This window comes from Marivita lacus (assembly GCF_014637725.1).
GTDB classification, from domain to species: Bacteria; Pseudomonadota; Alphaproteobacteria; order Rhodobacterales; family Rhodobacteraceae; genus Marivita; species Marivita lacus.
In genome coordinates this window covers 638,475-661,732 of the sequence record NZ_BMFC01000001.1, presented here as the reverse complement: position 1 = coordinate 661,732, position 23,258 = coordinate 638,475, and the positions used below count along the sequence as shown (strand labels likewise).

Genomic DNA, 23,258 nt, shown 5'->3' with positions numbered 1-23,258 from the left:
GATGTATGACTGATTTTGCCCAATGCGCGCGTGACGCGACAGATGCGATGCGCGACGTGTTCCCGCCGACGCCATTGTTGCGCAATGCGCATCTGTCCGACCAGTACGATGCCGACATCTATCTCAAGCGCGAAGACCTTTCGCCGGTGCGCAGCTACAAGCTGCGGGGTGCGTTCAACGCGATGCGCAAGCGCCCCGATGCCGGGCTGTTCGTCTGTGCCAGTGCCGGCAACCATGCGCAGGGTGTCGCCTTCATGTGCAAGCATTTCGGCAAGACCGGCGTGATCTTCATGCCGGTGACGACGCCGCAGCAGAAGATCCAGAAAACCGCGATGTTCGGGGGCGACAGTATCGAGATCCGCCTGACCGGCGATTATTTCGACGATACCCTGACCGCGGCGCAGGCCTTCTGTGCCGAGGCGGGTGGGCATTTCCTGTCACCGTTCGACGATGAGGATGTCATCGAAGGTCAGGCCAGCGTTGCGGTCGAAATGGTCGAGCAGTTGGGAAAGTTGCCGGACCACATCGTCTTGCCCGTGGGCGGTGGTGGCCTGTCTGCCGGGATGCTGAGCTATCTGGGCACGGGTTGCCAATATACCTTTGTCGAACCGGCAGGCGGTGCCTCCCTGCGCGCGGCACTGGAGGCGGGCAAGCCGGTGCGACTGGACCATGTGAACACGTTCGCCGATGGCGCGGCGGTGGGGCAGATCGGGCAAAAGACCTTTGCGCGGCTGAACGGGATCGGTTTGGCGAACACGCTGACCATCAAGGAGGACCGTCTGTGCACGACGATCCTTGAAATGCTGAACGTTGAAGGGATCGTTCTTGAACCCGCGGGCGCGCTGTCGGTCGATGCTTTGCAGGATCTGGGACAGTCGATCAAGGGGCGGACGGTCGTCTGTGTCACGACGGGCGGGAATTTCGATTTCGAACGCCTGCCCGAGGTCAAGGAACGGGCGCAGAAATACCTGGGTCTGAAGAAATACTTCATCTTGCGCCTGCCGCAGCGACCGGGGGCTCTGAAGGATTTTCTGAATTTCCTTGGTCCCGAAGATGACATCGCGCGGTTCGAGTATCTCAAGAAATCGGCGCGGAATTATGGGTCAGTGCTGATCGGGATCGAAACGCGGAATGCTGGCAATTTTCAAAAGCTCTTCGCCCAGCTGGATGCGGCGGGCTTTACCTATCAGGACATCACCGACGACGATCTGCTGTCGCAATTCGTGATCTGATGCGGTTCGACGGCGCAACGGCGATTGTCACGGGTGCCGGGCAGGGCATCGGTGCGGCGATCGCTCGCGCTTTGTCCGCGCGGGGGACGCAGGTTGTAGTCTCAGATCTGTCAGCAGCGTTGGCGGAGAGGATCGCAGGCGAGATCGGAGGCGTTCCGCACCATGGCGACCTGTGTGATCCGCGTGTGATCGAGGCTCTGGTGGCTGCGGCGCAAAAGGCGTTCGGTCCGGTGGACATGCTGTTTTCAAACGCCGGTTTCGCGTTGGGCGAACCGGACGGTCCGACATCGCAAACGGACTCGCATTGGCAGAAAAGCTGGGATCTGCACGTCATGGCGCATCTGCGGGCGTCGCGCTTGGTCGTGCCGCAGATGATCGCACGCGGATCGGGCGTTCTGGTCAACGTGGCCTCGGCTGCGGGGATGCTTTCGCAGATCGGCGACGCGGCCTATTCCGCGACCAAGCACGCGGCAGTCAGCCTGGCGCAGTCCCTGGCAATCGACCATGGGAAGGACGGAATACAGGTTTCGGTCGTGTGTCCGCTCTACGTCGCAACGCCGCTTTTGGGGTATGAGGGTGCGCAGGCGGAGCTCCCTGAGGGCGTGATCGCGCCTGAAGTGGTGGCCGAGGTGACATTGCAGGGTGTCGCGGAGAGGCGGTTCCTGATCCTGCCTCATCCCGAGGCGCAGACCTATTTCGTGCAGCGTGCTGCCGATACAGACCGTTGGATCGCCGGGATGCAGCGGTTGCGCGACCGGGTGTCCGAGCAGACCGACGGAACGGATCCGGCGTCGATCCACCGGTTCATCTAGGCAGCAAAGCGCTGCGCAAATTCCGTTTCGAACAAAGTGCGGGATTGGCGGTAGAGGCTGTTGAGGTGAGCAATATCGACTGTGAGTTTGCCTTGTGCCGCTGCGGACTCTGCCCTGCTGCAAATGTCCGACAGATCCGAAAACCCGAGATTGAGCGCGGAACCTTTAAGGAAGTGCATCAGGTCCTGCATGTCACGCGCGGTGTTCTCGGCCCTATTGAGCCGGGACAGCGTATCCTCGACCTCCATCAGGAAGAGTTCTGCCACTTCGGCAAAATCTTCGGGGCCGATTTCGTTGCGCAGTTCTGAAACGCGTGTCCAGTCGATCATGGGAACCTCCATCACCGGGCTGCGATACCAAGCAAAGATGAAGACTCTGCAACAGTCTGGCTCGAAATGCCGCAAATTTGAGCCTTCATTGCTTGTTAATCCGTGGTCTTTACAGAGGTGACGGGGGCCGACGCATGGGTTGGTGAATGGTTATGTTTGAGAACGCGAAGTTTGCGTTCCCCGATGTGCAGGACGCGCATCTGCGCCGTGTGCTTGTCGTGGATGACAGTCGTGCACAGCGTCGGATCCTCACCCTGATGTTGCGGCGTTGGGGCTTTGACGTGGTCGAGGCGGAAGACGCCGAATGCGGTCTTGTGCTGTGCGACATTTTCCAGCCAGATTTCATCATCTCGGACTGGATGATGCCGGGATTGAGCGGGCCGGAGTTTTGTGCCGCCTTTCGGGCGACCCAACGCGCGGCCTATGGGTATTTCATCCTGCTGACATCGAAATCGGAAAAGGCGGCAGTGGCCAAGGGGCTGGAATCGGGGGCGGATGATTTCCTGACGAAGCCCGTGAACGGTGATGAATTGCGCGCCCGGATCAATGCCGGTGCCCGTATCCTGATGATGGAACAGGAACTGCGGGCGAAGAACGCGATGATTGCCGACACGCTGGCGGAACTGCAGATGATCCACGCCTCCATCGACAAGGACCTGCAACAGGCGCGTGTGCTGCAGCAATCGCTGATGCCGGTGCGGTCTGCGATCTTTGGTCAAAGCCGGGTCAGCCTCTTGTTGCGGTCCTGTGGTCACGTTGGTGGTGATCTGGCGGGGATGTTCGCGATCCAGAATGGCGATTTCGGCCTGTTCAGTCTCGATGTGTCGGGGCACGGGATCACTTCGGCCATGATGACCGCCCGTGTCGCCGGGTACCTGAGTTCGGACTATCCGGACGAAAATCTTGCACTCACGCGATCAGTGACCGGTTTCGCATTCGTGCCGCCATCGGAACTGGCTGGGCGGCTGAATGCGCGTGTCGTTGGCCAGCAAGGCGTGACCGAGTATCTGACGATGGCCTATGTTCACGTTGCGCAGGACACAGGTCTGGCGCGGTTCGTGCAGGCCGGGCATCCGCCACCTCTGTTGCTGCGAAAGGATGGAGGTGCTGAATTCATCGGATCGGGGGGATTGCCGGTCGGGCTGATCGAGAACGCGCCGTTCGAGGATCACGCGGTCCAGCTTGCCCCCGGTGACCGGCTCTTGCTCTATACCGACGGGTTTACCGAGGCGGTTCTGCCCGATGGATCGATGCTCGACGAAGCCGGGTTGCTAAAGCTGGTCCTGTCCATTCCGGCCGATCGCACTGGGCCAGATTTCCTAGACGCGCTTTACGATGGGCTCAAGAATCGGTTGGACGGCCGCACAGAGTTCGACGACGATATTTCAGCCGCGCTGCTGGAATTTGGTGATCAGTGAGGCGTGGCGCGCCACGAAATCGCGATCGCCGGTATTGGCCAGCGTGTCCAGCGCCTCGTCAACATGCATCCAGAGCGCGGTATGGCCAATTTCGGTCGGATCGCCGTAGGGCATCACGGGAGCGGCCATGTAGATCAGGCAGATCTTTTCCGCCCAGAGATCGTATTCCGGCATGTAGGTGAATCGGCGATACGCCCCCAGACGCTTTGGGCGGGCAATCCGCCAGCCGGTTTCTTCGTAGACCTCGCGAATCAACGCTTGAACCGGCGATTCACCAAGGTCGATGCCTCCACCGGGCAATTGAACTTCGGGTTCGGGCGCGTCCTGATGGGTCAGAAGCAGCCCGTCGCCCGCGGGCAGGATGGCATAGGCGCCCGTGCGAATCCTGTAGGTTCGCCCTGATTCCGGTGCGTCACCAAACCTGCGCATCATGTCATTCCCCTTCTGCCCCTTGGACCTGCCGCATCGTCCCATATATAGTCCGGAACATGCCGGAAGGCGGCAAGCAAGGAAATTCCATGACTCTCGGATCTAAAATCGCCTGGGACGACACCGTCCTGCCCTTTCAACTTGACCGTTCGGACATTCGTGGCCGCGTGGCCCGTCTTGACGGGGTGTTGAGCGGCATTCTCAGGCAGCACAACTACCCGCCCGCCGTGGAGGCGCTGGTGGCCGAGATGGCCTTGCTGACTGCGTTGATCGGGCAAACGATCAAGCTGCGGTGGAAGCTGTCGCTGCAGATCCAGACCAAGGGTGCGGTGCGGATGATCGCCACGGATTTCTATGCGCCTGAGGCCGATGGGGAGCCCGCACGCATCCGCGCCTACGCGAGCTTTGACCCCGAGAAGCTCACGGACGGTCCTGCGATGGAGCAGATCGGTAACGGCTATTTCGCCATCCTGATGGATCAGGGGCAAGGCATGCAGCCGTATCAGGGGATCACACCGCTTGCCGGGACAACCCTGTCCAGCTGTGCCGAGGCCTATTTTGCACAGTCCGAACAGTTGCCGACAAAGTTCGCGCTGAGCTTTGGTCAGTCGACAGAGCCGGGTGTGCCGCAGCATTGGCGCGCGGGCGGGATCATGGTGCAGCACATGCCCAAGGCATCTCCCTTTGCCACGGACGGTGGGTCTGGTGAAGGCGGGTTGCTGCATGCCGAGGATCTGCTGAACGAGGATGAGGGCGAACACTGGAGACGGGTGAACTTCCACCTCGAAACGGTGGATGACATGGAGTTGATCGGCCCGTCGCTGCCGGCCACGGATCTGCTGTTCCGCCTGTTCCACGAGGAACGCCCGCGCGTGTTCGATCCGCTGCCTGTCCGCTTTGGGTGTACCTGTTCCGAGGAACGCGTGCGCCAGAGCCTGTCGATCTATTCGGCCAAGGACATCGCGACCATGACGACTGACGAGGGTCGGGTTACTGCTGATTGCCAGTTCTGCGGTGCGCATTACGATCTGGATCCGGCGACCGTGGGGTTCGAGGCCCAAGATGTGTCGGGTGACTGACAGAAACCGGCTTGAAGCGGCGCTTTTGCACAACAGCACCGCATCGTCCGATTTCGATCTGAACCCCGATGTGGTTCTTCCCGTGGGGCGCAAGCTGCGCCCTGCGGGTGTCTTGGTTCCTGTCATCGCCACGGCGCAGGGTGCGGATGTGCTTTTGACCAAACGGTCATCGCGGCTCAAGCATCACCCGGGGCAGATTGCGTTTCCCGGTGGCAAGCAGGACGAGGGCGATGCCGATGTGATCGCGGCTGCTTTGCGCGAAGCCGAGGAAGAGGTGGGATTGCCACGTGGTCAGGTGGAGGTGCTTGGAACCCTGCCGACGCATGAGACTGTCACCGGTTTCCTGATGACCCCGGTGATCGGCTGGATCGACCGCGACTTCGAGGTTCGTGCCGAAGTGGGCGAAGTGGCTGAAGTGTTTCGCGTTCCGCTGGCGCATGTCACGGATGCAGGCCTGTTCAGCGTCCAGTCTCGGCGCTGGCGAGGGACGCGTCGGAACTATTACACTGTGCCATTTGGGCCTTACTACATCTGGGGGGCAACAGCGCGGATTCTGCGCGGATTGGCCCAGCGTATGGAGGCCGAATGAAAATCACGGGCGACTGGTTGACGTCGGACAGCACGCAGGCGGTGTTTGCCGCCTTGCAGGCGGATGGCAACAGCGCTCTTGCCGTCGGGGGCTGCGTGCGCAATGCGCTGATGGGCGTGCCGGTCACCGATGTGGACATCGCCACGGACGCAACGCCGGACATGGTGCAGGCGCTGGCGCATGATGCGGGCCTCAAGTCGGTGCCCACGGGGATCGAACACGGGACCATCACGGTGGTTTCTGGCGGCACGGGGTACGAGGTCACGACGTTCCGGGCGGACATGGAGACCGACGGTCGCCATGCCGTTGTCCGGTTTTCCACCGACATGGCCGAAGACGCCGCGCGGCGTGATTTCACGATGAACGCCCTTTATGCCAATGCAACGGGCCGCGTGATCGATCCGTTGGGAGGCTTGCCTGACCTTGAAGCGCGGCGCGTGCGGTTCATCGGCAACGCACATGACCGCATTGCCGAAGACTATCTCCGCATCCTGCGCTTTTTTCGGTTTGCCGCGTGGTACGGTGATCCGGATCATGGGTTCGACCCCGACGCGCTGGCCGCTATCGCCGACAGTCTGGACGGGCTTGCCGGGCTCTCGCGTGAACGGATCGGTGCGGAGATGATCAAGCTGCTGTCGGCATCTGATCCGGCTCCGGCGATTGCGACCATGGCCCAGACTGGCGTGTTGCAGGCCGTCTTGCCGGGAAGCGTGCCGCAGGGGATTGGTCCGCTGGTGCATCTGGAGCAATCGGTTGGGGCGCGCCCGGATGCGATCCGCAGGCTGGCCAGTCTTTCCGTCTCGGACGGAACCGGATTGCGGTTGTCGAAAAAGGACCAAAGGCGACTTGCGCAGTATCAGAGCCTGATATCCACGTCTGAACATCCACCCGAGCTGGGCTATCGGCATGGCGAAGACATCGCGCGCGACATTCTTTTGCTGCGGGCGGCATTGCTGGAGATGCCGCTTGATCCGGTTGCGATAGAGACCGTCAGGACCGCAGCCAAGGCAAGATGCCCGGTGAAACCCGGCGACCTGATGCCCGACTATTCCGGTGCCGCCCTGGGCGAAAAGCTGCGCGAGGTCGAGGACCGCTGGATCGCGTCGGGATTTGCTCTGCGCAAGGATGATCTTCTGCGCTAGCCGGGTTTCCCTTGGGAAAATCCCGCGCTAGTGTTGTGTTGTCACACAGACCACACCGTACATCGCATATCTGTCACCATGGGCCGCACGCTTCGGCACGTGCTTTTTGCCCTTCGCCTATTTCTCCAGGAGACCTTTCGGTGTTCCGCTTCTTCGAAAATCTGGTCGATCCGTATTGTCCCTATGATGAAAAGGACACCCCGCCATCGCGGCTTTTGCCGTTCATGCTCGATTACGCGCAGCCGTTCAAACGTGTCTTTGTCTACGCGACGATCCTGTCGATCATCGTGGCCTCCATCGAGATCGGGCTGATCTGGGCGATGGGCTGGGTCGTCGATATTCTTGCCGGTGATCCGACCGAGGTCTGGGAGACCTATGGCGGATGGCTCATCGCGTTGGCGGTGTTCATCCTGCTGATCCGGCCCGCGTTGCAGGCGTTGGATGTTCTGTTGCTGAACAACACGATCCTGCCGAATTTCGGCACGCTCATTCGGTGGCGGGCGCACAAGCATGTGCTGCGGCAATCGGTGGGATGGTTCGAGAATGATTTTGCCGGGCGCATTGCCAACCGGATCATGCAGACACCGCCCGCTGCCGGTGAAGCTGTGTTCCAGGTGTTCGACGCGATCACCTTTTCACTGGCCTATATCGTGGGAGCGCTGATCTTGCTGGGTCAGGCGGATCCGCGTCTGGCGATTCCGCTGGTCGGGTGGCTGTTTTTATACGCGGCACTTGTCGTGTGGACGGTGAAACGCGTTGGTCCTGCCTCACAGGCGGCGTCGGATGCGCGGTCCGAGGTGACAGGACGCGTTGTGGACAGCTACACCAATATCCATTCGGTCAAGATGTTCGCGCATAACGAAACCGAACTGACCTATGCCAAGGACGCGATCGAGAACACGCGCCGTACGTTCCAGTATGAAATGCGGCTGTTCACCATCATGGATGTGGTGCTTGTCACGCTGAACGGTCTTCTGATCGTCGCCGTTGTCGGCTGGGCATTCTGGCTCTGGATGCAGGGGCAGGCGAGTGTTGGAGTGGTTGCGGCGGCAACTGCGTTGACCCTGCGGCTTAATGCGATGACCGGCTGGATCATGTGGGCGCTGACCTCGTTCTTCCGGCAATTGGGCGTTGTCGCCGAAGGGATGGAAACCATTGCCCAGCCGATCACGTTGGTTGATCGGCCACAGGCGAAACGGCTTGAGATCAAAACGGGGAGGATCGAGATTCAGGCTCTGACACACCATTACGGGCGCAAGACGGGTGGTCTGGATGCCATTGATCTGACGATTCATCCCGGCGAAAAGGTTGGCCTGATCGGGCGTTCCGGTGCCGGCAAATCCACGTTGGTCAAACTGCTGCTCCGATTCTACGATCCGGAAAGCGGGCGCATCCTGATCGACGGTCAGGACATCACGGAAGTCACTCAGGACAGTCTGCGTCTTGCCATCGGCATGGTGCAGCAGGACAGTTCGCTGTTGCACCGGTCGGTGCGGGACAACATCCTTTACGGCCGTCCTGACGCGACCGAGACCGAGGTGATCGCAGCGGCGCGACAGGCGCAGGCGCATGAGTTCATTCTCAACCTGCAGGACCCACAGGGGCGCACGGGCTATGAGGCGCAGGTCGGTGAACGGGGAGTCAAGCTGTCGGGTGGGCAGCGCCAGCGGGTGACCCTTGCACGCGTGATCCTCAAGAATGCGCCGATCCTGCTTTTGGACGAGGCGACCAGCGCCTTGGACTCAGAGGTCGAGGCGGCCATTCAGGACACGCTTTACGGCATGATGGAGGGCAAGACCGTGATCGCGATTGCGCACCGCCTGTCGACCATCTCTCAGATGGACCGTATCCTGGTGATAGATCAGGGTCGGATCGTCGAAGAGGGCAGTCATGACGCGCTTTTGGCGCGAAATGGGCTATATGCCGGGTTCTGGGCGCGCCAATCGGGCGGCTTTCTTGATCCGGACACGAAGGCAGCGGAATGATGCGGCAGCTCTACCACAACCTGATCCTGCGTGCGGGCAACCAGATCGACCCGAATGCACCGGCGCTGGGTGTGCCACCGCTCAAGCTGCAGGCGTTCATGGCGTGGTGTCTGCGCGGCGGCTGGCGGGTGGTCTGGCTCGGTGTCGTGATCTCGATGCTCGCGGGCTTGACCGAAGTGGTGTCGATGCAATTGCTCGGGAATGTCGTTGATGCAGTCGCAGAGACCTCGTCGGAGGCGTTCCTCTCCAATCACATGGGTCTGGTTCTGGCCTGCATTTTCGTCCTTCTGGTGGCGCGACCGCTGCTGTTCGGGGGGTTGGCGCTGACGCAGTCGGTGATGATCGGTCCCAACATCGGGATGCAGGTCATGGCCCGGATGTTCCGTTGGACGCTGGGCCAATCGGTGACATTCTTCGACAATGATTTCGCCGGGCGTCTGGCGCAAAAGAAGATGCAGGCGTCCAATTCGCTGACCGAGATCGTGATCGAGACCGTCAACGCGGTGACATTCGGCCTTGCGACGGTTCTGGGCACCGCCTTTCTGGTGGGCGCGGTCAGCCCTTGGATGATCCTCGCGCTGGTGCTCTGGTTCGGGGTTTACCTCGCCTTTCTGCGTGTGATGCTGCCGATCATCCGCACCCGGTCCGCCGCACGTGCCGAAGCCAAGGCGCAGGTCACAGGGCAGGTGGTGGACACGATCAGCAACATCAAGACGGTCAAGCTTTTTGCCGGGGATCGGTACGAAGACGGCAAGGCGCTGGGCGCAATGGAGCATCTGCGGCGCACCGCTTTGCGGTTTGGCGAAGCGCAGACCCTGTTTCGCCTTGGTCTGATGTTCATTGCAGGTGCCCTGCCGGTCATTCTGGTGGGCATGGCCATTGCGATGCGTGATGGCGGTGGCGTCACGCCCGGTGACGTTGCTGCTGTTGGGGCTGTGGGGATACGCCTGTCGCAGATGACCGGCTGGATCAGCTACACGATCATGGTGATCTACAGCCATGTCGGCGAGGTCGAGGACGGAATGAACACCCTTGCCCCGCCAAATCGCATCGAGGATGCGTCCGGTGCTGCCGAACTTGAGGTGAGGGACGGGCATATCCGGTTCGAGAACGTATCCTTTGCCTATGGTCAGCGCGATGGCGGGATCGAGGATGTGACGCTCGACATTGCTGCGGGCGAAAAGCTTGCGGTGGTCGGAGCGTCGGGTGCCGGGAAATCCACACTCGTTTCGCTGTTGTTGCGGCTCTATGACACCGAAAAAGGGCGCATTACGATTGACGGTCAGGACCTGTCGCAGGTCACGCAAGACAGCTTGCGGCGGCAGATCGGGATGGTCACGCAGGAAACCGCGATGTTCAATCGCTCGGCGCTGGACAATATCCGCTACGGTCGGTCTGATGCCAGTGAAGCCGAGGTCATGCGCGCCGCCGAGAAGGCCGAAGCGCACGAGTTCATCCTTGGATTGGAAGATGATCACGGTCGCACCGGCTATGCGGTGCATCTGGGCGAACGCGGGGTCAAGTTGTCTGGGGGTCAGCGCCAGCGGATTGCACTGGCGCGTGCGATTCTGAAGGACGCACCGATCCTTGTGCTGGACGAGGCGACAAGCGCGCTGGATTCTGAGGTAGAGGCACAGATCCAGTCGGCGCTGGAGCGCGTGATGGAGGGCAAGACGGTTCTGGCCATCGCGCACCGGCTGTCGACGATTGCCAACATGGACCGGATCATCGTGATGGATGACGGGCGCATTGCCGAAGTGGGGACCCATGACGCGCTTCTCGCGCAAAACGGGCTTTATGCCCGGTATTGGGACAGGCAGTCCGGCGGATTTATCGGGGCGCAAGCGGCAGAATGAACGCGATCGCCGGCCTCATCCGACCTTTCGAGCCTGCCGACGGACCACCGCCGCAAGACATCCTGCCTTTCATGCGCTGGGCGCTGCAGGGCGCGGAACGTGCAATCCTGATCGCCTTTGCAATCACCTTCGTCACCGGCATCTCGGAACTGGTCGCGGCCCGCTTTACCGGATGGGTCATCGACCAGACCGCGATTGCCGAACAGGGCGCTTTCTGGGTCACGTTCTGGCCGATCGTGGTTGTTGGGTCTGCGTTCTTTCTGGTGATCCGGCCGCTGATCTTTGTCATGGATGCGGGTGTGACCAGCATCCTGCTTGGGCCGAACCTGTATCCGATGGTCCTTGCGCGATTGAACCAGCACACACTGGGTCATTCGATGCAGTTCTTCGAGAATGATTTCGCCGGGAGGCTCAGCCAGAAGGCGTTGCAGACCGCGCGTGCGCTGACCGATCTGGTGATCGAGGTCTCGGATGTGGTGATCTATTCGGTGGCGATGTTCATCGGGGCGTTCATCCTGATGCTGACGATAGATGCACGGCTGTTGCTGATTTTCGTGGTCTGGGCGGTGTTCTATGGGGCCGCGCTGCGGTTTTTCATTCCACGGGTCCAGAAACGGTCCAAGGCGCGGGCGGGCGCACGGACACATGTGACCGGGCAGGTGGTGGACATCTATTCCAACATCGCCGCGGTCAAGCTGTTTGCCCGCGATGCCGACGAAGACAGCGCGACGCGCGCAGCTCTTGACGCCTACCGGGACCGGTCGCTGGAATTCGGCACCTTGTCGGCGGTGTTCCGCATGGTCCTGATGACACTGGGTGGCATGCTGCCCTTGTTTGCGATCCTTGGCGCGCTGTGGTTGTGGAGCAGGGGCAGTGCCACGGCGGGGGACATTGCCATGGTCGCGATGATCACAACGCGCCTGTCCATGTTGACCAACCGGCTTGGCCGCGTTGCAATGTCGATCTTTACCAATATCGGCGAGGTCGAGGACGGCATCGGTACGCTGACCCCCGAACACGCGATCACCGACCGCCCCCATGCGCAAGAGACCGCGCCGCGCGGGCCGATCCATTTTGACACCGTGACCTTTGGCTATGGCCGTGCCGCGCGCGCGCTGAGCGCGTTTGATCTGCGGATTGCCGAGGGTGAAAAGGTGGCGCTTGTCGGTGCGTCTGGTGCTGGAAAATCGACGGTCGTGTCGCTGCTGTTGCGGCTCTATGACGTGGAAAACGGGCGCATCACTCTGGGCGGGACCGACATCCGGGACATCACGCAGATCGCGCTGCGCAAGGATATTTCCGTCGTGCGGCAGGAAACGTCGATGTTCAACCGCTCCGCGATGGAGAACATCCGCTACGGCAGGCCGGATGCGACGGATGAAGAGGTGTTCGAGGCTGCGCGCCGTGCGTCAGCCCATCATTTCATTCTTGGTCTCGTCGATCACAAGGGACGCACCGGATATGCCGCGTATCTGGGCGAACGCGGGGTCAAGCTGTCGGGCGGTCAGCGGCAGCGGATCGCGCTGGCCCGTGCGATCCTCAAGGATTCGCCGATCCTCGTTCTGGACGAGGCAACCAGCGCGCTGGATTCTGAGGTCGAGGCCGAGATCCAGTCGGCGCTGGACGAGGTGATGCAGGGAAAGACCGTTCTGGCGATTGCGCACCGCCTGTCCACCATCGCCAGCATGGACCGGATCGTGGTGATGGATGACGGGCGCATCGTCGAGATCGGCACGCATGATGCGCTTTTGGCCAGGGGCGGGCTTTATGCGCGGTACTGGGATCGGCAGTCCGGCGGCTTTATCGGGTCGGAAGCAGCGGAATAGCCCTCGACCAACGCCCTTGGCTGAGGCACAAGCCGCGTCATGACAACAGTGAAAATCAAACGACTGGGCCATCTGGGCGACGGCATTGCCGACGGGCCGATCTATGTGCCTGCCGCGCTTCCCGGCGAAGTGGTGAGTGGCGTTCTGGACGGCGACCAGTTGCGTGATCCCAAGATCGACACACCGTCGGACAACCGGGTGAAACCGCCCTGCAGCCACGCGAAATCCTGCGGCGGATGCCAGTTGCAGCACGCCTCCGATGTGTTTGTCTCGGATTGGAAGCGCGACGTGGTGCGCCAAGCCTTGGCCGCCCACGGGATTGCCGTCGATCTTGGCGCGCCGATCACGTCGCCGCCAAGATCGCGGCGTCGGGCCACGTTTTCGGTCCGTCGCACCAAGAAGGGCGCGCTGGCCGGGTTTCACATGAAGGCGTCAGACACGGTCATCGCGGTTCCGAATTGCCAGCTGGTGCACCCTGACCTGAGCGCCGCCCTTCCCATGGTCGAGGCGCTGGGCGTTCTCGGTGCCTCGCGCAAGGGCGAATTGTCGGTGCTGCTGACACGCACGGAGACCGGGTTGGACGTGTCAGTCACTGGCGGCAAGGAACTGGATGTCGCTCTGCATCAGGCGCTGTCCGATCTGGCGCGCGAGCATGACCTTGCCCGCATCGCGTGGGATGGCGAGATCGCGCTGCAGCGCCGCGCTCCGGTTCTGCGCCTTGGGCCTGCCGACCTGACGCCGCCACCGGGGGCGTTCCTGCAGGCCACCAAAGAAGGCGAGACCGCGTTGATCGACGCTGTCAAGCAGGCTCTGTCAGGGGCTAAACGCGTGGCAGACCTGTTTGCAGGATGCGGAACATTTGCGCTGCCGCTGGCAAAAGACGCGCTGGTGCACGCAGTCGAGGGTGACCGGGACATGATCAACGCGCTGGATCATGCGTGGCGCAATGCCGAGGGGCTCAAGCGGATCACCCACGAGGTGCGCGACCTGTTCCGCAATCCGATTTTGCCCGAGGACCTGACACGGTTCGATGGGGTCGTCATCGACCCGCCGCGTGCCGGGGCGGCCGCACAGATCGAAGAGCTGGGTCGGTCCAGAATTCCGCTGATTGCCCATGTTTCGTGCAGCCCGGCCAGTTTTGCGCGGGATACCGCCACGTTGATCCGGGCGGGTTATGACCTTGAATGGGTCCGGGTGGTTGATCAGTTCCGTTGGTCCACCCATGTGGAACTGGTGGCGCTTTTGCGCCGGAACAAGTGAAGAGGCAGCGCAATGCGCAACAGTGTGGCCGCGTTTATCGAGCGGGATTTTTTCACGAATTTCATCATCGCGGTGATCCTCTTCAACGCGGTCCTGCTGGGGATGGAGACATCCGACGTGATCATGGCGCGTTTCGGGCCGCTGATCCTTGCGCTCGACTTCGTCTGCCTGATGATCTTCGTTGTGGAAATCGGGCTGAAGCTGTTCGCCTATGGCTGGCGGTTCTTCAAGAGCGGCTGGAACCTCTTCGACTTTTTCATTGTCGGCATCGCGCTTGTTCCTGCGACTCAGGGCTTTTCGGTGCTTCGGGCGCTGCGCGTCCTGCGGGTGTTGCGCGTCATCTCGGCGGCACCGCGACTGCGCCGGGTGGTCGAGGGCTTCATCACCGCATTGCCCGGCATGGGCAGCGTGTTCCTGCTGATGGCGCTGATTTTCTACATTGGCGCGGTTATGGCCACGAAGCTGTTTGGCGACGGATGTGCCGACCTGATGATCGCTGCCTGTACTGAACAACGGCATGCTGATCTTCTGCTCTGGTTCGGAGATCTCGGCCGGTCCGCTTATTCCCTCTTCCAGATCATGACTTTGGAGTCCTGGTCGATGGGGATCGTGCGGCCGGTGATGGAAATTTACCCGTGGGCCTGGGCATTTTTCGTGCCGTTCATCATGGTCACGACCTTTGCGGTGGTGAACCTTCTGGTCGGCCTGATCGTGAACTCGATGCAGGACGCCCATGCAGAGGAATCCAATGAAAAGACAGATGCCTATCGTGACGAGGTCCTGTCGCGGCTGGAATCGATCGAGAAGCGACTGGATCAGCGGTAACCGGCCGGTCCCGAGTCACGCTTTCGTTTCCCTGTCGCCCTCATGTTCTGGTAGTGTTTGAAAAAACAAATCGGGCAGTGTCATCAAATGTTGAGAATCTTGTGTCTTCTGGCGCTTTTCCTGGGCCTGACGGCCTGTGGGAAGTTTCCGACATATACCGGCCCCGAGGTGACTCGGGTCGTTGTGCAGAAAGCGCATCGCAAGATGTACCTGATGCATCACAACGCGATCCTGAAATCCTATGATGTCGGCCTGGGCTTCGCGCCTGAAGGCCACAAGCAGGTCGAAGGCGATGGCCGGACGCCCGAAGGCGAGTACATGATTGATCGCCGCAATCCGAACAGCGCCTTCTACCTGTCCATCGGCATCGATTATCCACGCGCGCGCGACATCGAATATGCCCGCAGCATCGGAAAATCTCCGGGCGGTGACATTTTTATCCACGGCCGCCCTCGGGCGAACCGCAAGGGTGGACGCGACTGGACCTGGGGATGTATCGCCGTGACCAATCGCGAGATGCGCGAGATTTATTCGATGGTGCAGAACGGCACACCGATTACCATCAACCCCTGATCGCCCGGAAACCGGACGCTCCGTGGTTCAAGACGGGGCGTTCACAGGGGTGAAGCCGGTATCTTCACGCGTTGCAAGAATAAGGTTCCACCAGATCTTGCCGTTTGATTCCTGAAACCACGAAAAGCCCATTTCGCGGGCCGTCGGATCAAGAATGACGGTGCGCGTGTTCGGTGCTTCCATCCATGCGCCCAGTGTTTCGAGCTCTGTCTCATAGGTCTCGGAAATCGCTTCACCGACCAGACGACCATTGTATCCGGCCCGTTGGATGCGGGTGATCGGCGATGACCCGTCGGACCCGAAATGCCACGGGCGATTCTGCACGCTCATGTCTCGGGCATGGGTGGCTGCTGCGGCGTTCAGCTGGGCGTCGAGTACGACCGCAGGCGCGCCCGAGGCTTGCCGGAGCGCGTTGATCGCATCGAGCATCCGGAACTGGATTCGGCCTGTATCGCCCGGACCGATGCGGTACAGCCTGGGAAGCGGTCTTCCGTCCGGTCCAAGCGTCGGCGCGGGCGGCGCGCCAGCACAGGCGGTCAGGGCCATCGCTACAGCACCCAAAAGGAAAGTCGAACGCTTCATCATCAGTCACCCAAGTTTGATCGTATGCGGGCTTAGCCTTTGTCACAGGCGGGATCAAACACACAAAGCCGAGAACTGCCGATATGACATTCCTTTGAATTGCGACTGAGGCGCCGACGCCGTATACAGGTGAGTGAGTGTTTCACACCCTTTTACACACGAAGAGGCCATAAAATGGCAAATAACCCGCATTTTCCCGTCAACCGCCGCAGTTTTCTGGCCGGCACCGCTGCCTTCGTCGCGACGCCAGCCATCGCACAAAACGTAAATGACGAGTCCACCGTCGAATTCGAGAGCGACATTTCGCGCATCACGCGCCGAAATATCTCGAGCTTCCGCACGCTCGACTGGCAGCCCTATTTCAGCAACCTCACAAATGGGGCGATTCTTGTCGACATCGATTCGCGGGCGCTGCACTACTGGGAGGAGAATGGGAATTATCGGCTTTACCCCTCTTCCGTGCCGCTGACCGATGACCTGACCCGCCGCGGTCGGACGGAGGTGATCCTGAAGGATCCTGCGCCAGATTGGCGCCCGACGCCGTCGATGAAAATCCGCAATCCCGAATGGCCGGATTATGTTCCGCCGGGCCCGGACAACCCTCTTGGCACCCGCGCGCTGCACCTCAGCTGGACATATTATCGCGTTCACGGAACGCATGACACACGCAAGATCGGGCGCCGTTCTTCCAACGGATGCATCGGTCTTTACAACGAGCATATCGAAGAACTTTACGAGCTTGCACAAGTTGGCACGCAGGTGTTGCTAATTTGACGACAAGCTGTCGAAGCCGGAAAGTCGTGGGATAAGATAGGTTTGCATTTGACTCAATATACTGGTTAGAGAGTCGTACGAGGTAAGTCTTGGGTGCCTGTCGTGTAGCGTTTACGCGCGCCGACATGCAAATATCTGGAGGTTAATATGAAGAAACTCGTTCTCGCCGCTGCATTTGCTGGCGCTGCAACAACAGCTTTTGCCGCTGGTCACGAAGGTGGCAAGATGGCTAAAGGCGACGTGGTGATGGAGCCGGTCGTTGTGGTTGAAGAAGCTCAGGCAAGCTCTTCGGCCGCTGGGATCATCATCCCGCTGGTCCTGATTGCTCTGGTGGCTGCAGCTGCAGCTGATTGATCCACGGCAGATCAGCTAACGAAAAAGGCGGTGCACTTGCACCGCCTTTTTTGTTGCCTGACGCATGGCTGAGCGGCGTTTGCGCCACGCTCAGTCAAGCCAGCCGTTCAGGTTCTCTTCGATCACCGCCGACAGTGCCTTGATGTGGGCATCGTCGTCGTTGAGGCAGGGAATATAGGTGAAATGCTCGCCGCCTGCTTCTTCAAAGCTTTCCTTGATCTCTTCGTTGATCTCTTCCAGCGTTTCGATGCAGTCAGCCGAGAACGCGGGGGCACACACAGCAATGTTCTTTTTGCCGTCTTCCTCGGCCAGCCGCGCCACCTCTTCAACGGTGTAGGGCTTGAGCCATTCCTCGGGGCCGAACTTGGACTGGAAGGTCGTGGCGATTTCCGTGTCTCCCCAACCCAGCCGCTCTTTCAGAAGGCGCGTCGTCTTCTGGCACTGGCAATGGTAGGGGTCCCCCTCGAGCAGATAGCGCTTGGGCACGCCGTGATAGGAACACACAAGGATGTCCGGCCGCGTTTCAAGCTTGGCATAGGCGCGTTCGACTGACTGTGCCAGGGCCTCGATATAAAGCGGATGCTGGTAATATGGGTCAACGGTCCGCACCGACGGCTGCCATTTCTCGTCCATCAGCACGCGAAAGAACTGGTCATTCGCGGTGGCCGAAGTCGCACCCGCGTAGTGCGGATAGAGCGGAAAGAACAGGATCTTGCGGCACCCGGCGTCGATCATCTTGCGAACCTTCGACTTGGTCGAGGGATTGCCGTAGCGCATGCAGAAATCGACCATAACCTGATCGCCGTAACGGTCCTGCATCGCCTTGGTGATCTTGGCGGTCTGGTCCTTGGTGATTGTCATCAACGGGCTTTCGCCCTGTTCCTCGTTCCAGATCGACTTGTACGCTTCACCAGAGCTGAACGGACGTTTGGTTAGGATGATGAGCTGCAACAGCGGCTGCCAGAGCCACGGGCTGTAGTCGATGACGCGGCGGTCCGACAGGAACTCGTTCAGATACCGGCGCATTGGCCAGTAGGTGTAGTGGTCCGGCGTGCCAAGATTGGCGAGAAGCACACCCACCTTCTCGGCGGCCACCTTCGGGTGATCGGACGGGGCATGGGTGGGGCGCTGAGCTGTCTTTGTGGCATCCAACATCGGGTCTGCATCCTTGGTCGTTTAGCGGCCTAACTAACCTCTATCCGGGTCACGTCAATCATTGAGCGGTGTTTCCACGGTGTTAAGGACATCCGCAAGTCTTTGCGAGGCAGATCCGGGCCGCAAGGGCTGTGGTTGCGACGCATCGGGTGCCCATCCGGTAAGCGTGATCATCTCGTACGTGGCGCTCACGCGACCCTCGCCGTCGGAATAGGCAGCCGAATAAAGCTCCATTGCCCGAAGAAGGACAGCCTTGCGGGTTGCTGTCCTGATCCGGGCGGTCATGGCATTGGTTTCGCCCATGGCGCGCAGATCGTGCATCAGGTGCAGCGGCGTTGCATAGCTGGTCTTGAGAACCGCGCTGTCTGCCACTGGCAAGGCGAGACCGGCCCGTTGCAACAGCGCGCCCAGATCGCGAATCTCTCCCATCGGCGCAACGCGGGGCGACAAACCTCCGGCGATCTCGATCTCGGCCTGTCCAAGGGCAGCGCGTAACTCGTGCAAGGTCTGGCCGCCAAGCGCCAGCACCAGCAGCAATCCGTCGGGTTTGAGGGCGCGACGACACTGGATCAGCTGGCCCACCGGATCGTTTGCCCAGTGCAGCGCCATCCCGTGCACGACCAGGTCATGGGTGGCTTCTGTCAGGTCCAGCACGTCGTCATCAGAAGCGAAATGAGCGTTAGGGAATGCCGATCGCCAGAGATCGGGAAAAGGGGTCACGATCGCCGGGGCGGTAAAGGTTTTGTTAACCAATGTCAGACGATCCTGCACATCGGCCATGGCCTCTTCATGCAGGAACAGCGCCGGGTTGGCCCGCGCGCGATCACGGTGCCGGGCCAGTGCAAGCCGATCGGTAAGGACAGGAGTTTCGGACATGAGCGGCAGATAGGATGCTGCGCTTAGGATTGCAAACCGCGTTGCGCATGATCTACCCGCCGAGGTGTCTTGGCTGTGGCGGTCTCGTGCAGCAGGACAACGGGCTTTGTGCCAGTTGCTTTGCCCAGACACCGTTTATCTCGGGCCTCGTCTGTGACCTGTGCGGAACGGCGCTGCCGGGAGATTCGGATATCGCGGTGCATTGCGACGATTGCCTGTCCATTGGGCGACCGTGGTTGCAGGGTCGTGCACCGCTTCGATACGAAGGTGTGGCGCGACGGTTGGTACTGGGGCTCAAACACGGTGACCGACATGAAATCGTCAATATGGCTGCCGACTGGATGGTTGGGGCGCTCCCGCCAGGCATACCTGCCGATACGGTTGTCGTTCCGGTGCCCTTGCACCTGTTTCGCCTGCTGTCGCGGCGCTACAACCAGTCGGCGTTGCTGGGGCATGCCATTGCGCGGCGTCTCGGCCTGAGGTTCCTCCCTGACATCCTGATCCGCGCGCGTCGCACGGCATCGCTGGACGGGAAAACCCGGGATGCACGTTTCTCCGAACTGTCCGATGCCATCTCGGTGAGGAGCAAACATGCGGCGCAACTCGCCGACAGGCCCGTTCTGCTGGTCGATGATGTGATGACGTCCGGTGCGACGCTGGCGGCCTGTGCAGTGGCCTGTCAGACCGCACAGTGCAGAGAGATTTATGTCATGGTTCTGGCGCGCGTTGCAAAGGCGGCTTAAATCCCCGACACTCACTCAAGGGGATCAAACATGCCGAATATCGAAATCTATACCTCGCCGCTCTGTGGTTTCTGCCATGCTGCGAAACGCCTGCTGACCCAGAAGGGTGCAACCTTCACCGAGATTGACGTGCTGTCCCATCCTGACCGCAAGCCCGAGATGATCGAGCGCGCGAATGGCGGGCGCACCGTGCCGCAGATCTTCATCGGGGACACCCATGTCGGCGGGTGCGATGACCTGTTTGCGCTTGACCGCGCGGGTAAGCTCGATCCGATGCTGGCGGCCTGACACAGATGCGCGCGGCGTTGCTTCAGCTCACCTCGTCGGACGATCCGGTGGAGAACCTGCGCATGACGACACACCGTGCCCGCGAGGCGGCGTCTGACGGGGCCGGGTTCATCCTGACGCCAGAGGTGACGAATTGCGTCAGCACCAGCCGCAGCCACCAGCGCAGCGTTCTTGTGCATCAGCACGAAGATGCCACGCTTGCCGGGCTGCAGGACGAAGCCGCGCGTCTTGGGGTCTGGGTTTTGATCGGGTCGCTGGCGCTCAAGGCCGAGCCCCCGGAAGAGCGGTTCGTGAACCGGTCTTTTCTGATCGCGCCCGATGGCACGATTGCCGCGCAATACGACAAGCTGCACATGTTTGACGTTCAGGTGACCGAGGAAGAGACATTCCGCGAATCCGCTGGCTTTGCGCCGGGCGACCGCGCCGTTCTGGCCAAGACCCCGTTTGCCGTGGTCGGTTTGACCGTTTGTTACGACGTGAGGTTTCCATATCTCTACCGTGCCCTTGCGCAGGCCGGTGCCGAGATCCTGACCGTTCCGGCGGCGTTTTCACCCGCTACCGGTCCGATGCATTGGGAACCGCTGCTGCGCGCGCGTGCGATCGAGACCGGGTGTTTCGTTCTGGCACCGGCGCAGGTTGGCCAGCACGCTGCCATCACCGGCAAGCCCCGCACGACCCATGGGCATTCGCTGGCCGTTTCGCCCTGGGGTGAGGTGCTTTTGGACGCCGGGGATCGGCCGGGGGTGCATCTTGTTGACCTCGACCTGTCGCACGTGGCACAAGCGCGACATAAAATTCCGTCTTTACAGCATGATAGAGAATTCTCTGGCCCTTGATGACCGATAGCAGCCCCCTTGCCATTTCGCTTTTCAGCGAGCTGCTGACCGCGGATCAGTTGCTGCGGAACCGGTTGACGCGGGTGCTTCCGAACAAGATGGAAATCTCGCACTTCTCGGTGTTGAACCAGTTGGCGCGTGGTGGGTCGGAAAAGACGCCGGCGCAGCTGGCCAAGGCGTTTCACGTGACGCGGGGTGCCATGACGAACACCTTGGGCAAGCTCGAGGCGTCAGGCTATGTGCATATCCGTCCCGACTGGGACGATGCGCGCCGCAAACAGGTGTCGATCAGCACAGCGGGTCTTGCCGCGCGGGATGCTGCGATTGCCGCGATCACGCCGCTGATCAACGAGATGGTTCAGGAACTCGGCGAGACCAAGGTGCGCGCGGCAATCCCGGTGCTTCGGGAATTGCGGGTGAAACTGGAAGAGCCGGACAACCGGGGCTGAGCGCCGCCTGTCCTACATCGGTTTCAGGGAGGCTGTGACGTAGTTCACGCTCAGATCCCGGTCAGACAGGTTCCAACGCCAGGACACCGGGTTGAACTGGAATCCCTTGCGATCCACCGGATCAAGCCCGGCCTGCCGCAGCAGGGCATATAATTCGTCAGGCGTGATGAACTTGGCCCAGTCATGCGTGCCCTTGGGCAGCCAGCGCATGATAAATTCAGCGCCGACGATGGCAGCGGCAAAACTTTTGGCGTTGCGGTTGATCGTCGAACACAGGTGCAAACCACCGGGTTTCAAAAGACGCTGGCAGGCGGTCAGGTAGGCTAGTGGGTCGGCGACATGTTCGACGACTTCCATGTTCAGGATGACATCGAACAGCTCACCGGCATTACCCATCGCCTCGGCTGTCGTGTGACGGTAGTCGATATCGAGCCCGGACTGCTGCGCATGGGCGCGCGCCACGGGAATGTTGCTCCCGCCTGCATCGACCCCCACGACAGTCGCGCCCAGCCGCGCCATCGGCTCGCACAGCAGCCCGCCGCCGCAACCGATGTCCAGAATGCGCAGCTCCGTGAAGGGCAAGGCATGCTCCAGATCGCGGTCGTATTCCTCTGCGATCTGCGTGGTTACGTAGTCCAGCCGAACCGGGTTCATCATGTGCAGCGGCTTGAACTTGCCATTGGGATCCCACCATTCGGCAGCCATCGCTTCGAACTTGGCGATTTCGGATGGATCGACGGTTGTCGTGGCTGTCACGAGACTTTTCCCCATGGTCTTTTGGTAATTGGTGCCAATATAGATTGTGTATGGATAAATTCTCGAGCCAAAAGCGCGCAGTGCAATACCTTTATCCCCCCATCGATCCCTACGACCAGCGCATGCTGTCGGTCGGGGACGGGCATAGTGTCTATGTGGAACAATGCGGGGCGGAAAACGGGATTCCCGTGATCGTTCTGCATGGCGGGCCGGGCGGCGGATGCAGCCCGTCGATGCGCCGCTACTTCGATCCCAAGGTGTTTCGCGTTGTGCTGTTCGACCAGCGCGGCTGTGGGCGGTCGCGTCCCCATGCCAGCGTCAGCAACAATACGACATGGGATCTGGTCGCGGATATCGAGCAGATCCGGACAACGCTGGGCATTGATCAATTCATCGTCTTCGGCGGAAGTTGGGGCGCCACTCTGGCCCTGATCTATGCGATCAGCCATCCAGAGCATGTGCGCCACCTTGTCCTGCGCGGCGTCTTCACCATGACCAAGGTCGAATTGGACTGGTTCTACGGCGGTGGTGCGGGTCAGTTCTGGCCGGAGACCTGGGCGCGATTTGTCGACATGATCCCCGAAGACGAGCGCGACAACCTTATCGCGGCCTATCACCGGCGGTTGTTCTGCGGCGATCTGCGCACCGAAACCAGGTTTGCGCGGGCGTGGTCGGCTTGGGAAAACGCGTTGGCCTCCGTCTATTCCAGCGGGTCCGGCGGGGAATCTCCCGGTGACTATGCGCGGGCCTTTGCCCGGCTCGAGAACCATTACTTCATCAACAACGGGTTTCTGGAAAGCGATGGCTGGATTCTGAACAACATGGACCGTTTGTCGGGCATTCCCGGAGCAATCGTTCAGGGACGGTATGACATGATCTGCCCACCCGTCCGGGCATGGGAGCTGGCACGGGTTTGGCCCGACTGTGACCTGCGCATGGTGCGCAATGCCGGGCATGCCCTGTCAGAGCCCGGTATCAGCGCAGAGCTGGTCAAGATTATGGACACAATTTCAACGACTTAGAAATTGCTCACTATTTGATGTTTACACGTGGTCCCCGCTCGTTAACGTAAGCAAACGACGGGAACCAA

At 60.7% G+C, this 23,258-nt stretch carries 25 protein-coding genes; 19 read left to right on the top strand and 6 right to left on the bottom strand.

The window, feature by feature from the left end; all coding sequences use genetic code 11:
- The first annotated feature begins 5 nt into the window (after positions 1 to 5).
- Both ilvA and IEV82_RS03220 read left to right on the top strand, forming a co-directional pair.
- Positions 6 to 1,232, top strand: a complete 1,227-nt coding sequence (gene ilvA / locus IEV82_RS03225) for a threonine ammonia-lyase IlvA (RefSeq protein WP_188480501.1) — start codon at positions 6 to 8, stop codon at positions 1,230 to 1,232.
- Complete coding sequence (locus IEV82_RS03220) at positions 1,232 to 2,044, top strand: SDR family NAD(P)-dependent oxidoreductase (RefSeq protein ID WP_188480500.1); 813 nt, start codon at positions 1,232 to 1,234, stop codon at positions 2,042 to 2,044. The genes ilvA and IEV82_RS03220 overlap by 1 nt, the downstream gene beginning before the upstream one ends.
- Here the strand turns inward: IEV82_RS03220 and IEV82_RS03215 are convergent.
- Entirely contained in the window at positions 2,041 to 2,373 is a 333-nt protein-coding gene (locus IEV82_RS03215) for an Hpt domain-containing protein (protein WP_188480499.1), read from the bottom strand. The genes IEV82_RS03220 and IEV82_RS03215 overlap by 4 nt on opposite strands.
- A 152-nt stretch (positions 2,374 to 2,525) precedes the next feature.
- Between IEV82_RS03215 and IEV82_RS03210 the strand changes: the two genes are divergently transcribed.
- On the top strand, positions 2,526 to 3,791 hold the full coding sequence (locus IEV82_RS03210) for a PP2C family protein-serine/threonine phosphatase (RefSeq protein ID WP_188480498.1): 1,266 nt from the start codon (positions 2,526 to 2,528) through the stop codon (positions 3,789 to 3,791).
- Here IEV82_RS03210 and IEV82_RS03205 read toward each other — a convergent pair.
- Positions 3,759 to 4,223: an NUDIX domain-containing protein gene (locus IEV82_RS03205; protein ID WP_188480497.1), complete on the bottom strand. Its 465-nt coding sequence runs from the start codon at positions 4,221 to 4,223 to the stop codon at positions 3,759 to 3,761. The two genes, IEV82_RS03210 and IEV82_RS03205, sit on opposite strands and share 33 nt — an antisense overlap.
- Positions 4,224 to 4,309: 86 nt before the next feature.
- Here IEV82_RS03205 and hslO point away from each other — a divergent pair, with 86 nt between their 5' ends.
- The 9 genes from hslO (at position 4,310) to IEV82_RS03160 (ending at position 15,355) form a co-directional block, all read left to right on the top strand.
- Positions 4,310 to 5,299 (top strand): Hsp33 family molecular chaperone HslO, encoded by a 990-nt coding sequence (hslO, locus tag IEV82_RS03200; protein ID WP_188480496.1) that lies wholly within the window; start codon positions 4,310 to 4,312, stop codon positions 5,297 to 5,299.
- A complete protein-coding gene (locus IEV82_RS03195; RefSeq protein ID WP_229747639.1) occupies positions 5,292 to 5,888 on the top strand; it encodes a CoA pyrophosphatase in 597 nt (198 codons plus the stop codon). Before hslO ends, IEV82_RS03195 begins: the two co-directional genes overlap by 8 nt.
- Positions 5,885 to 7,030 carry a CCA tRNA nucleotidyltransferase gene (locus IEV82_RS03190; protein ID WP_188480494.1) on the top strand — a complete coding sequence of 382 codons (1,146 nt, stop codon included), beginning with the start codon at positions 5,885 to 5,887 and terminating at the stop codon, positions 7,028 to 7,030. Before IEV82_RS03195 ends, IEV82_RS03190 begins: the two co-directional genes overlap by 4 nt.
- Before the next feature lie 140 nt (positions 7,031 to 7,170).
- Entirely contained in the window at positions 7,171 to 9,015 is a 1,845-nt protein-coding gene (locus tag IEV82_RS03185) for an ABC transporter ATP-binding protein (RefSeq protein ID WP_188480493.1), read from the top strand.
- On the top strand, positions 9,012 to 10,871 hold the full coding sequence (locus IEV82_RS03180; RefSeq protein ID WP_373285165.1) for an ABC transporter ATP-binding protein: 1,860 nt from the start codon (positions 9,012 to 9,014) through the stop codon (positions 10,869 to 10,871). The genes IEV82_RS03185 and IEV82_RS03180 overlap by 4 nt, the downstream gene beginning before the upstream one ends.
- Positions 10,868 to 12,697 (top strand): ABC transporter ATP-binding protein, encoded by a 1,830-nt coding sequence (locus IEV82_RS03175; RefSeq protein ID WP_188480492.1) that lies wholly within the window; start codon positions 10,868 to 10,870, stop codon positions 12,695 to 12,697. Before IEV82_RS03180 ends, IEV82_RS03175 begins: the two co-directional genes overlap by 4 nt.
- A 39-nt stretch (positions 12,698 to 12,736) precedes the next feature.
- Positions 12,737 to 13,957 carry a class I SAM-dependent RNA methyltransferase gene (locus IEV82_RS03170; protein WP_188480491.1) on the top strand — a complete coding sequence of 407 codons (1,221 nt, stop codon included), beginning with the start codon at positions 12,737 to 12,739 and terminating at the stop codon, positions 13,955 to 13,957.
- Between the two features lie 12 nt (positions 13,958 to 13,969).
- The gene (locus tag IEV82_RS03165; protein WP_188480490.1) at positions 13,970 to 14,782 is read left to right on the top strand and encodes an ion transporter; all 813 of its coding nucleotides are present in this window, start codon (positions 13,970 to 13,972) and stop codon (positions 14,780 to 14,782) included.
- 87 nt (positions 14,783 to 14,869) lie between these two features.
- On the top strand, positions 14,870 to 15,355 hold the full coding sequence (locus IEV82_RS03160; protein ID WP_188480489.1) for a L,D-transpeptidase family protein: 486 nt from the start codon (positions 14,870 to 14,872) through the stop codon (positions 15,353 to 15,355).
- A gap of 27 nt (positions 15,356 to 15,382) precedes the next feature.
- Here IEV82_RS03160 and dalA read toward each other — a convergent pair whose 3' ends face one another.
- Positions 15,383 to 15,937, bottom strand: coding sequence for a divisome-associated lipoprotein DalA (dalA, locus tag IEV82_RS03155; RefSeq protein ID WP_188480488.1), 555 nt, complete (start codon positions 15,935 to 15,937; stop codon positions 15,383 to 15,385).
- A 174-nt stretch (positions 15,938 to 16,111) separates the two neighbouring features.
- Here dalA and IEV82_RS03150 point away from each other — a divergent pair, with 174 nt between their 5' ends.
- Together IEV82_RS03150 and IEV82_RS03145 are read left to right on the top strand one after the other, a co-directional pair.
- Positions 16,112 to 16,711 (top strand): L,D-transpeptidase, encoded by a 600-nt coding sequence (locus tag IEV82_RS03150; RefSeq protein ID WP_188480487.1) that lies wholly within the window; start codon positions 16,112 to 16,114, stop codon positions 16,709 to 16,711.
- Between the two features lie 147 nt (positions 16,712 to 16,858).
- On the top strand, positions 16,859 to 17,065 hold the full coding sequence (locus IEV82_RS03145) for a ferrochelatase (RefSeq protein ID WP_188480486.1): 207 nt from the start codon (positions 16,859 to 16,861) through the stop codon (positions 17,063 to 17,065).
- Positions 17,066 to 17,155: 90 nt separating this feature from the next.
- Here IEV82_RS03145 and hemH read toward each other — a convergent pair whose 3' ends face one another.
- Entirely contained in the window at positions 17,156 to 18,220 is a 1,065-nt protein-coding gene (hemH, locus tag IEV82_RS03140; RefSeq protein ID WP_188480485.1) for a ferrochelatase, read from the bottom strand.
- Positions 18,221 to 18,274: 54 nt separating this feature from the next.
- On the bottom strand, positions 18,275 to 19,096 hold the full coding sequence (locus IEV82_RS03135) for a methyltransferase domain-containing protein (RefSeq protein ID WP_188480484.1): 822 nt from the start codon (positions 19,094 to 19,096) through the stop codon (positions 18,275 to 18,277).
- 14 nt (positions 19,097 to 19,110) lie between these two features.
- Between IEV82_RS03135 and IEV82_RS03130 the strand changes: the two genes are divergently transcribed.
- From IEV82_RS03130 to IEV82_RS03115, 4 genes are read left to right on the top strand one after another with little or no spacing between them, the layout of a single operon-like run.
- Positions 19,111 to 19,839, top strand: a complete 729-nt coding sequence (locus tag IEV82_RS03130; RefSeq protein ID WP_188480483.1) for a ComF family protein — start codon at positions 19,111 to 19,113, stop codon at positions 19,837 to 19,839.
- Positions 19,840 to 19,869: 30 nt separating this feature from the next.
- Positions 19,870 to 20,127 carry a glutaredoxin 3 gene (gene grxC, locus IEV82_RS03125; protein WP_188480482.1) on the top strand — a complete coding sequence of 86 codons (258 nt, stop codon included), beginning with the start codon at positions 19,870 to 19,872 and terminating at the stop codon, positions 20,125 to 20,127.
- Positions 20,128 to 20,132: 5 nt separating this feature from the next.
- Positions 20,133 to 20,963, top strand: coding sequence for a carbon-nitrogen hydrolase family protein (locus IEV82_RS03120; RefSeq protein ID WP_188480481.1), 831 nt, complete (start codon positions 20,133 to 20,135; stop codon positions 20,961 to 20,963).
- Positions 20,963 to 21,412, top strand: a complete 450-nt coding sequence (locus IEV82_RS03115) for a MarR family winged helix-turn-helix transcriptional regulator (protein WP_188480480.1) — start codon at positions 20,963 to 20,965, stop codon at positions 21,410 to 21,412. The genes IEV82_RS03120 and IEV82_RS03115 overlap by 1 nt, the downstream gene beginning before the upstream one ends.
- A gap of 12 nt (positions 21,413 to 21,424) precedes the next feature.
- Here the strand turns inward: IEV82_RS03115 and ubiG are convergent, their stop codons facing one another.
- Positions 21,425 to 22,183, bottom strand: coding sequence for a bifunctional 2-polyprenyl-6-hydroxyphenol methylase/3-demethylubiquinol 3-O-methyltransferase UbiG (ubiG, locus tag IEV82_RS03110; protein ID WP_188480479.1), 759 nt, complete (start codon positions 22,181 to 22,183; stop codon positions 21,425 to 21,427).
- A 35-nt stretch (positions 22,184 to 22,218) separates the two neighbouring features.
- Here ubiG and pip point away from each other — a divergent pair, with 35 nt between their 5' ends.
- Positions 22,219 to 23,190: a prolyl aminopeptidase gene (gene pip, locus IEV82_RS03105; protein WP_188480478.1), complete on the top strand. Its 972-nt coding sequence runs from the start codon at positions 22,219 to 22,221 to the stop codon at positions 23,188 to 23,190.
- Positions 23,191 to 23,258: the final 68 nt, after the last annotated feature.

Bases quoted from the DNA above. Each gene is read 5' to 3' on its own strand.
- IEV82_RS03180 (WP_373285165.1), top strand. From the start codon at position 9,012: ATGATGCGGCAGCTCTACCACAACCTGATCCTGCGTGCGGGCAACCAG.
- ubiG (WP_188480479.1), bottom strand. From the start codon at position 22,183: ATGGGGAAAAGTCTCGTGACAGCCACGACAACCGTCGATCCATCCGAA.
- IEV82_RS03220 (WP_188480500.1), top strand. From the start codon at position 1,232: ATGCGGTTCGACGGCGCAACGGCGATTGTCACGGGTGCCGGGCAGGGC.
- IEV82_RS03150 (WP_188480487.1), top strand. From the start codon at position 16,112: ATGGCAAATAACCCGCATTTTCCCGTCAACCGCCGCAGTTTTCTGGCC.
- pip (WP_188480478.1), top strand. From the start codon at position 22,219: ATGGATAAATTCTCGAGCCAAAAGCGCGCAGTGCAATACCTTTATCCC.
- hemH (WP_188480485.1), bottom strand. From the start codon at position 18,220: ATGTTGGATGCCACAAAGACAGCTCAGCGCCCCACCCATGCCCCGTCC.
- IEV82_RS03175 (WP_188480492.1), top strand. From the start codon at position 10,868: ATGAACGCGATCGCCGGCCTCATCCGACCTTTCGAGCCTGCCGACGGA.
- IEV82_RS03170 (WP_188480491.1), top strand. From the start codon at position 12,737: ATGACAACAGTGAAAATCAAACGACTGGGCCATCTGGGCGACGGCATT.
- dalA (WP_188480488.1), bottom strand. From the start codon at position 15,937: ATGAAGCGTTCGACTTTCCTTTTGGGTGCTGTAGCGATGGCCCTGACC.
- IEV82_RS03115 (WP_188480480.1), top strand. From the start codon at position 20,963: ATGACCGATAGCAGCCCCCTTGCCATTTCGCTTTTCAGCGAGCTGCTG.
- IEV82_RS03160 (WP_188480489.1), top strand. From the start codon at position 14,870: ATGTTGAGAATCTTGTGTCTTCTGGCGCTTTTCCTGGGCCTGACGGCC.
- IEV82_RS03205 (WP_188480497.1), bottom strand. From the start codon at position 4,223: ATGATGCGCAGGTTTGGTGACGCACCGGAATCAGGGCGAACCTACAGG.
- IEV82_RS03135 (WP_188480484.1), bottom strand. From the start codon at position 19,096: ATGTCCGAAACTCCTGTCCTTACCGATCGGCTTGCACTGGCCCGGCAC.
- IEV82_RS03130 (WP_188480483.1), top strand. From the start codon at position 19,111: ATGCTGCGCTTAGGATTGCAAACCGCGTTGCGCATGATCTACCCGCCG.
- IEV82_RS03215 (WP_188480499.1), bottom strand. From the start codon at position 2,373: ATGATCGACTGGACACGCGTTTCAGAACTGCGCAACGAAATCGGCCCC.
- IEV82_RS03190 (WP_188480494.1), top strand. From the start codon at position 5,885: ATGAAAATCACGGGCGACTGGTTGACGTCGGACAGCACGCAGGCGGTG.
- grxC (WP_188480482.1), top strand. From the start codon at position 19,870: ATGCCGAATATCGAAATCTATACCTCGCCGCTCTGTGGTTTCTGCCAT.
- IEV82_RS03210 (WP_188480498.1), top strand. From the start codon at position 2,526: ATGTTTGAGAACGCGAAGTTTGCGTTCCCCGATGTGCAGGACGCGCAT.
- IEV82_RS03145 (WP_188480486.1), top strand. From the start codon at position 16,859: ATGAAGAAACTCGTTCTCGCCGCTGCATTTGCTGGCGCTGCAACAACA.
- IEV82_RS03165 (WP_188480490.1), top strand. From the start codon at position 13,970: ATGCGCAACAGTGTGGCCGCGTTTATCGAGCGGGATTTTTTCACGAAT.
- hslO (WP_188480496.1), top strand. From the start codon at position 4,310: ATGACTCTCGGATCTAAAATCGCCTGGGACGACACCGTCCTGCCCTTT.
- ilvA (WP_188480501.1), top strand. From the start codon at position 6: ATGACTGATTTTGCCCAATGCGCGCGTGACGCGACAGATGCGATGCGC.
- IEV82_RS03120 (WP_188480481.1), top strand. From the start codon at position 20,133: ATGCGCGCGGCGTTGCTTCAGCTCACCTCGTCGGACGATCCGGTGGAG.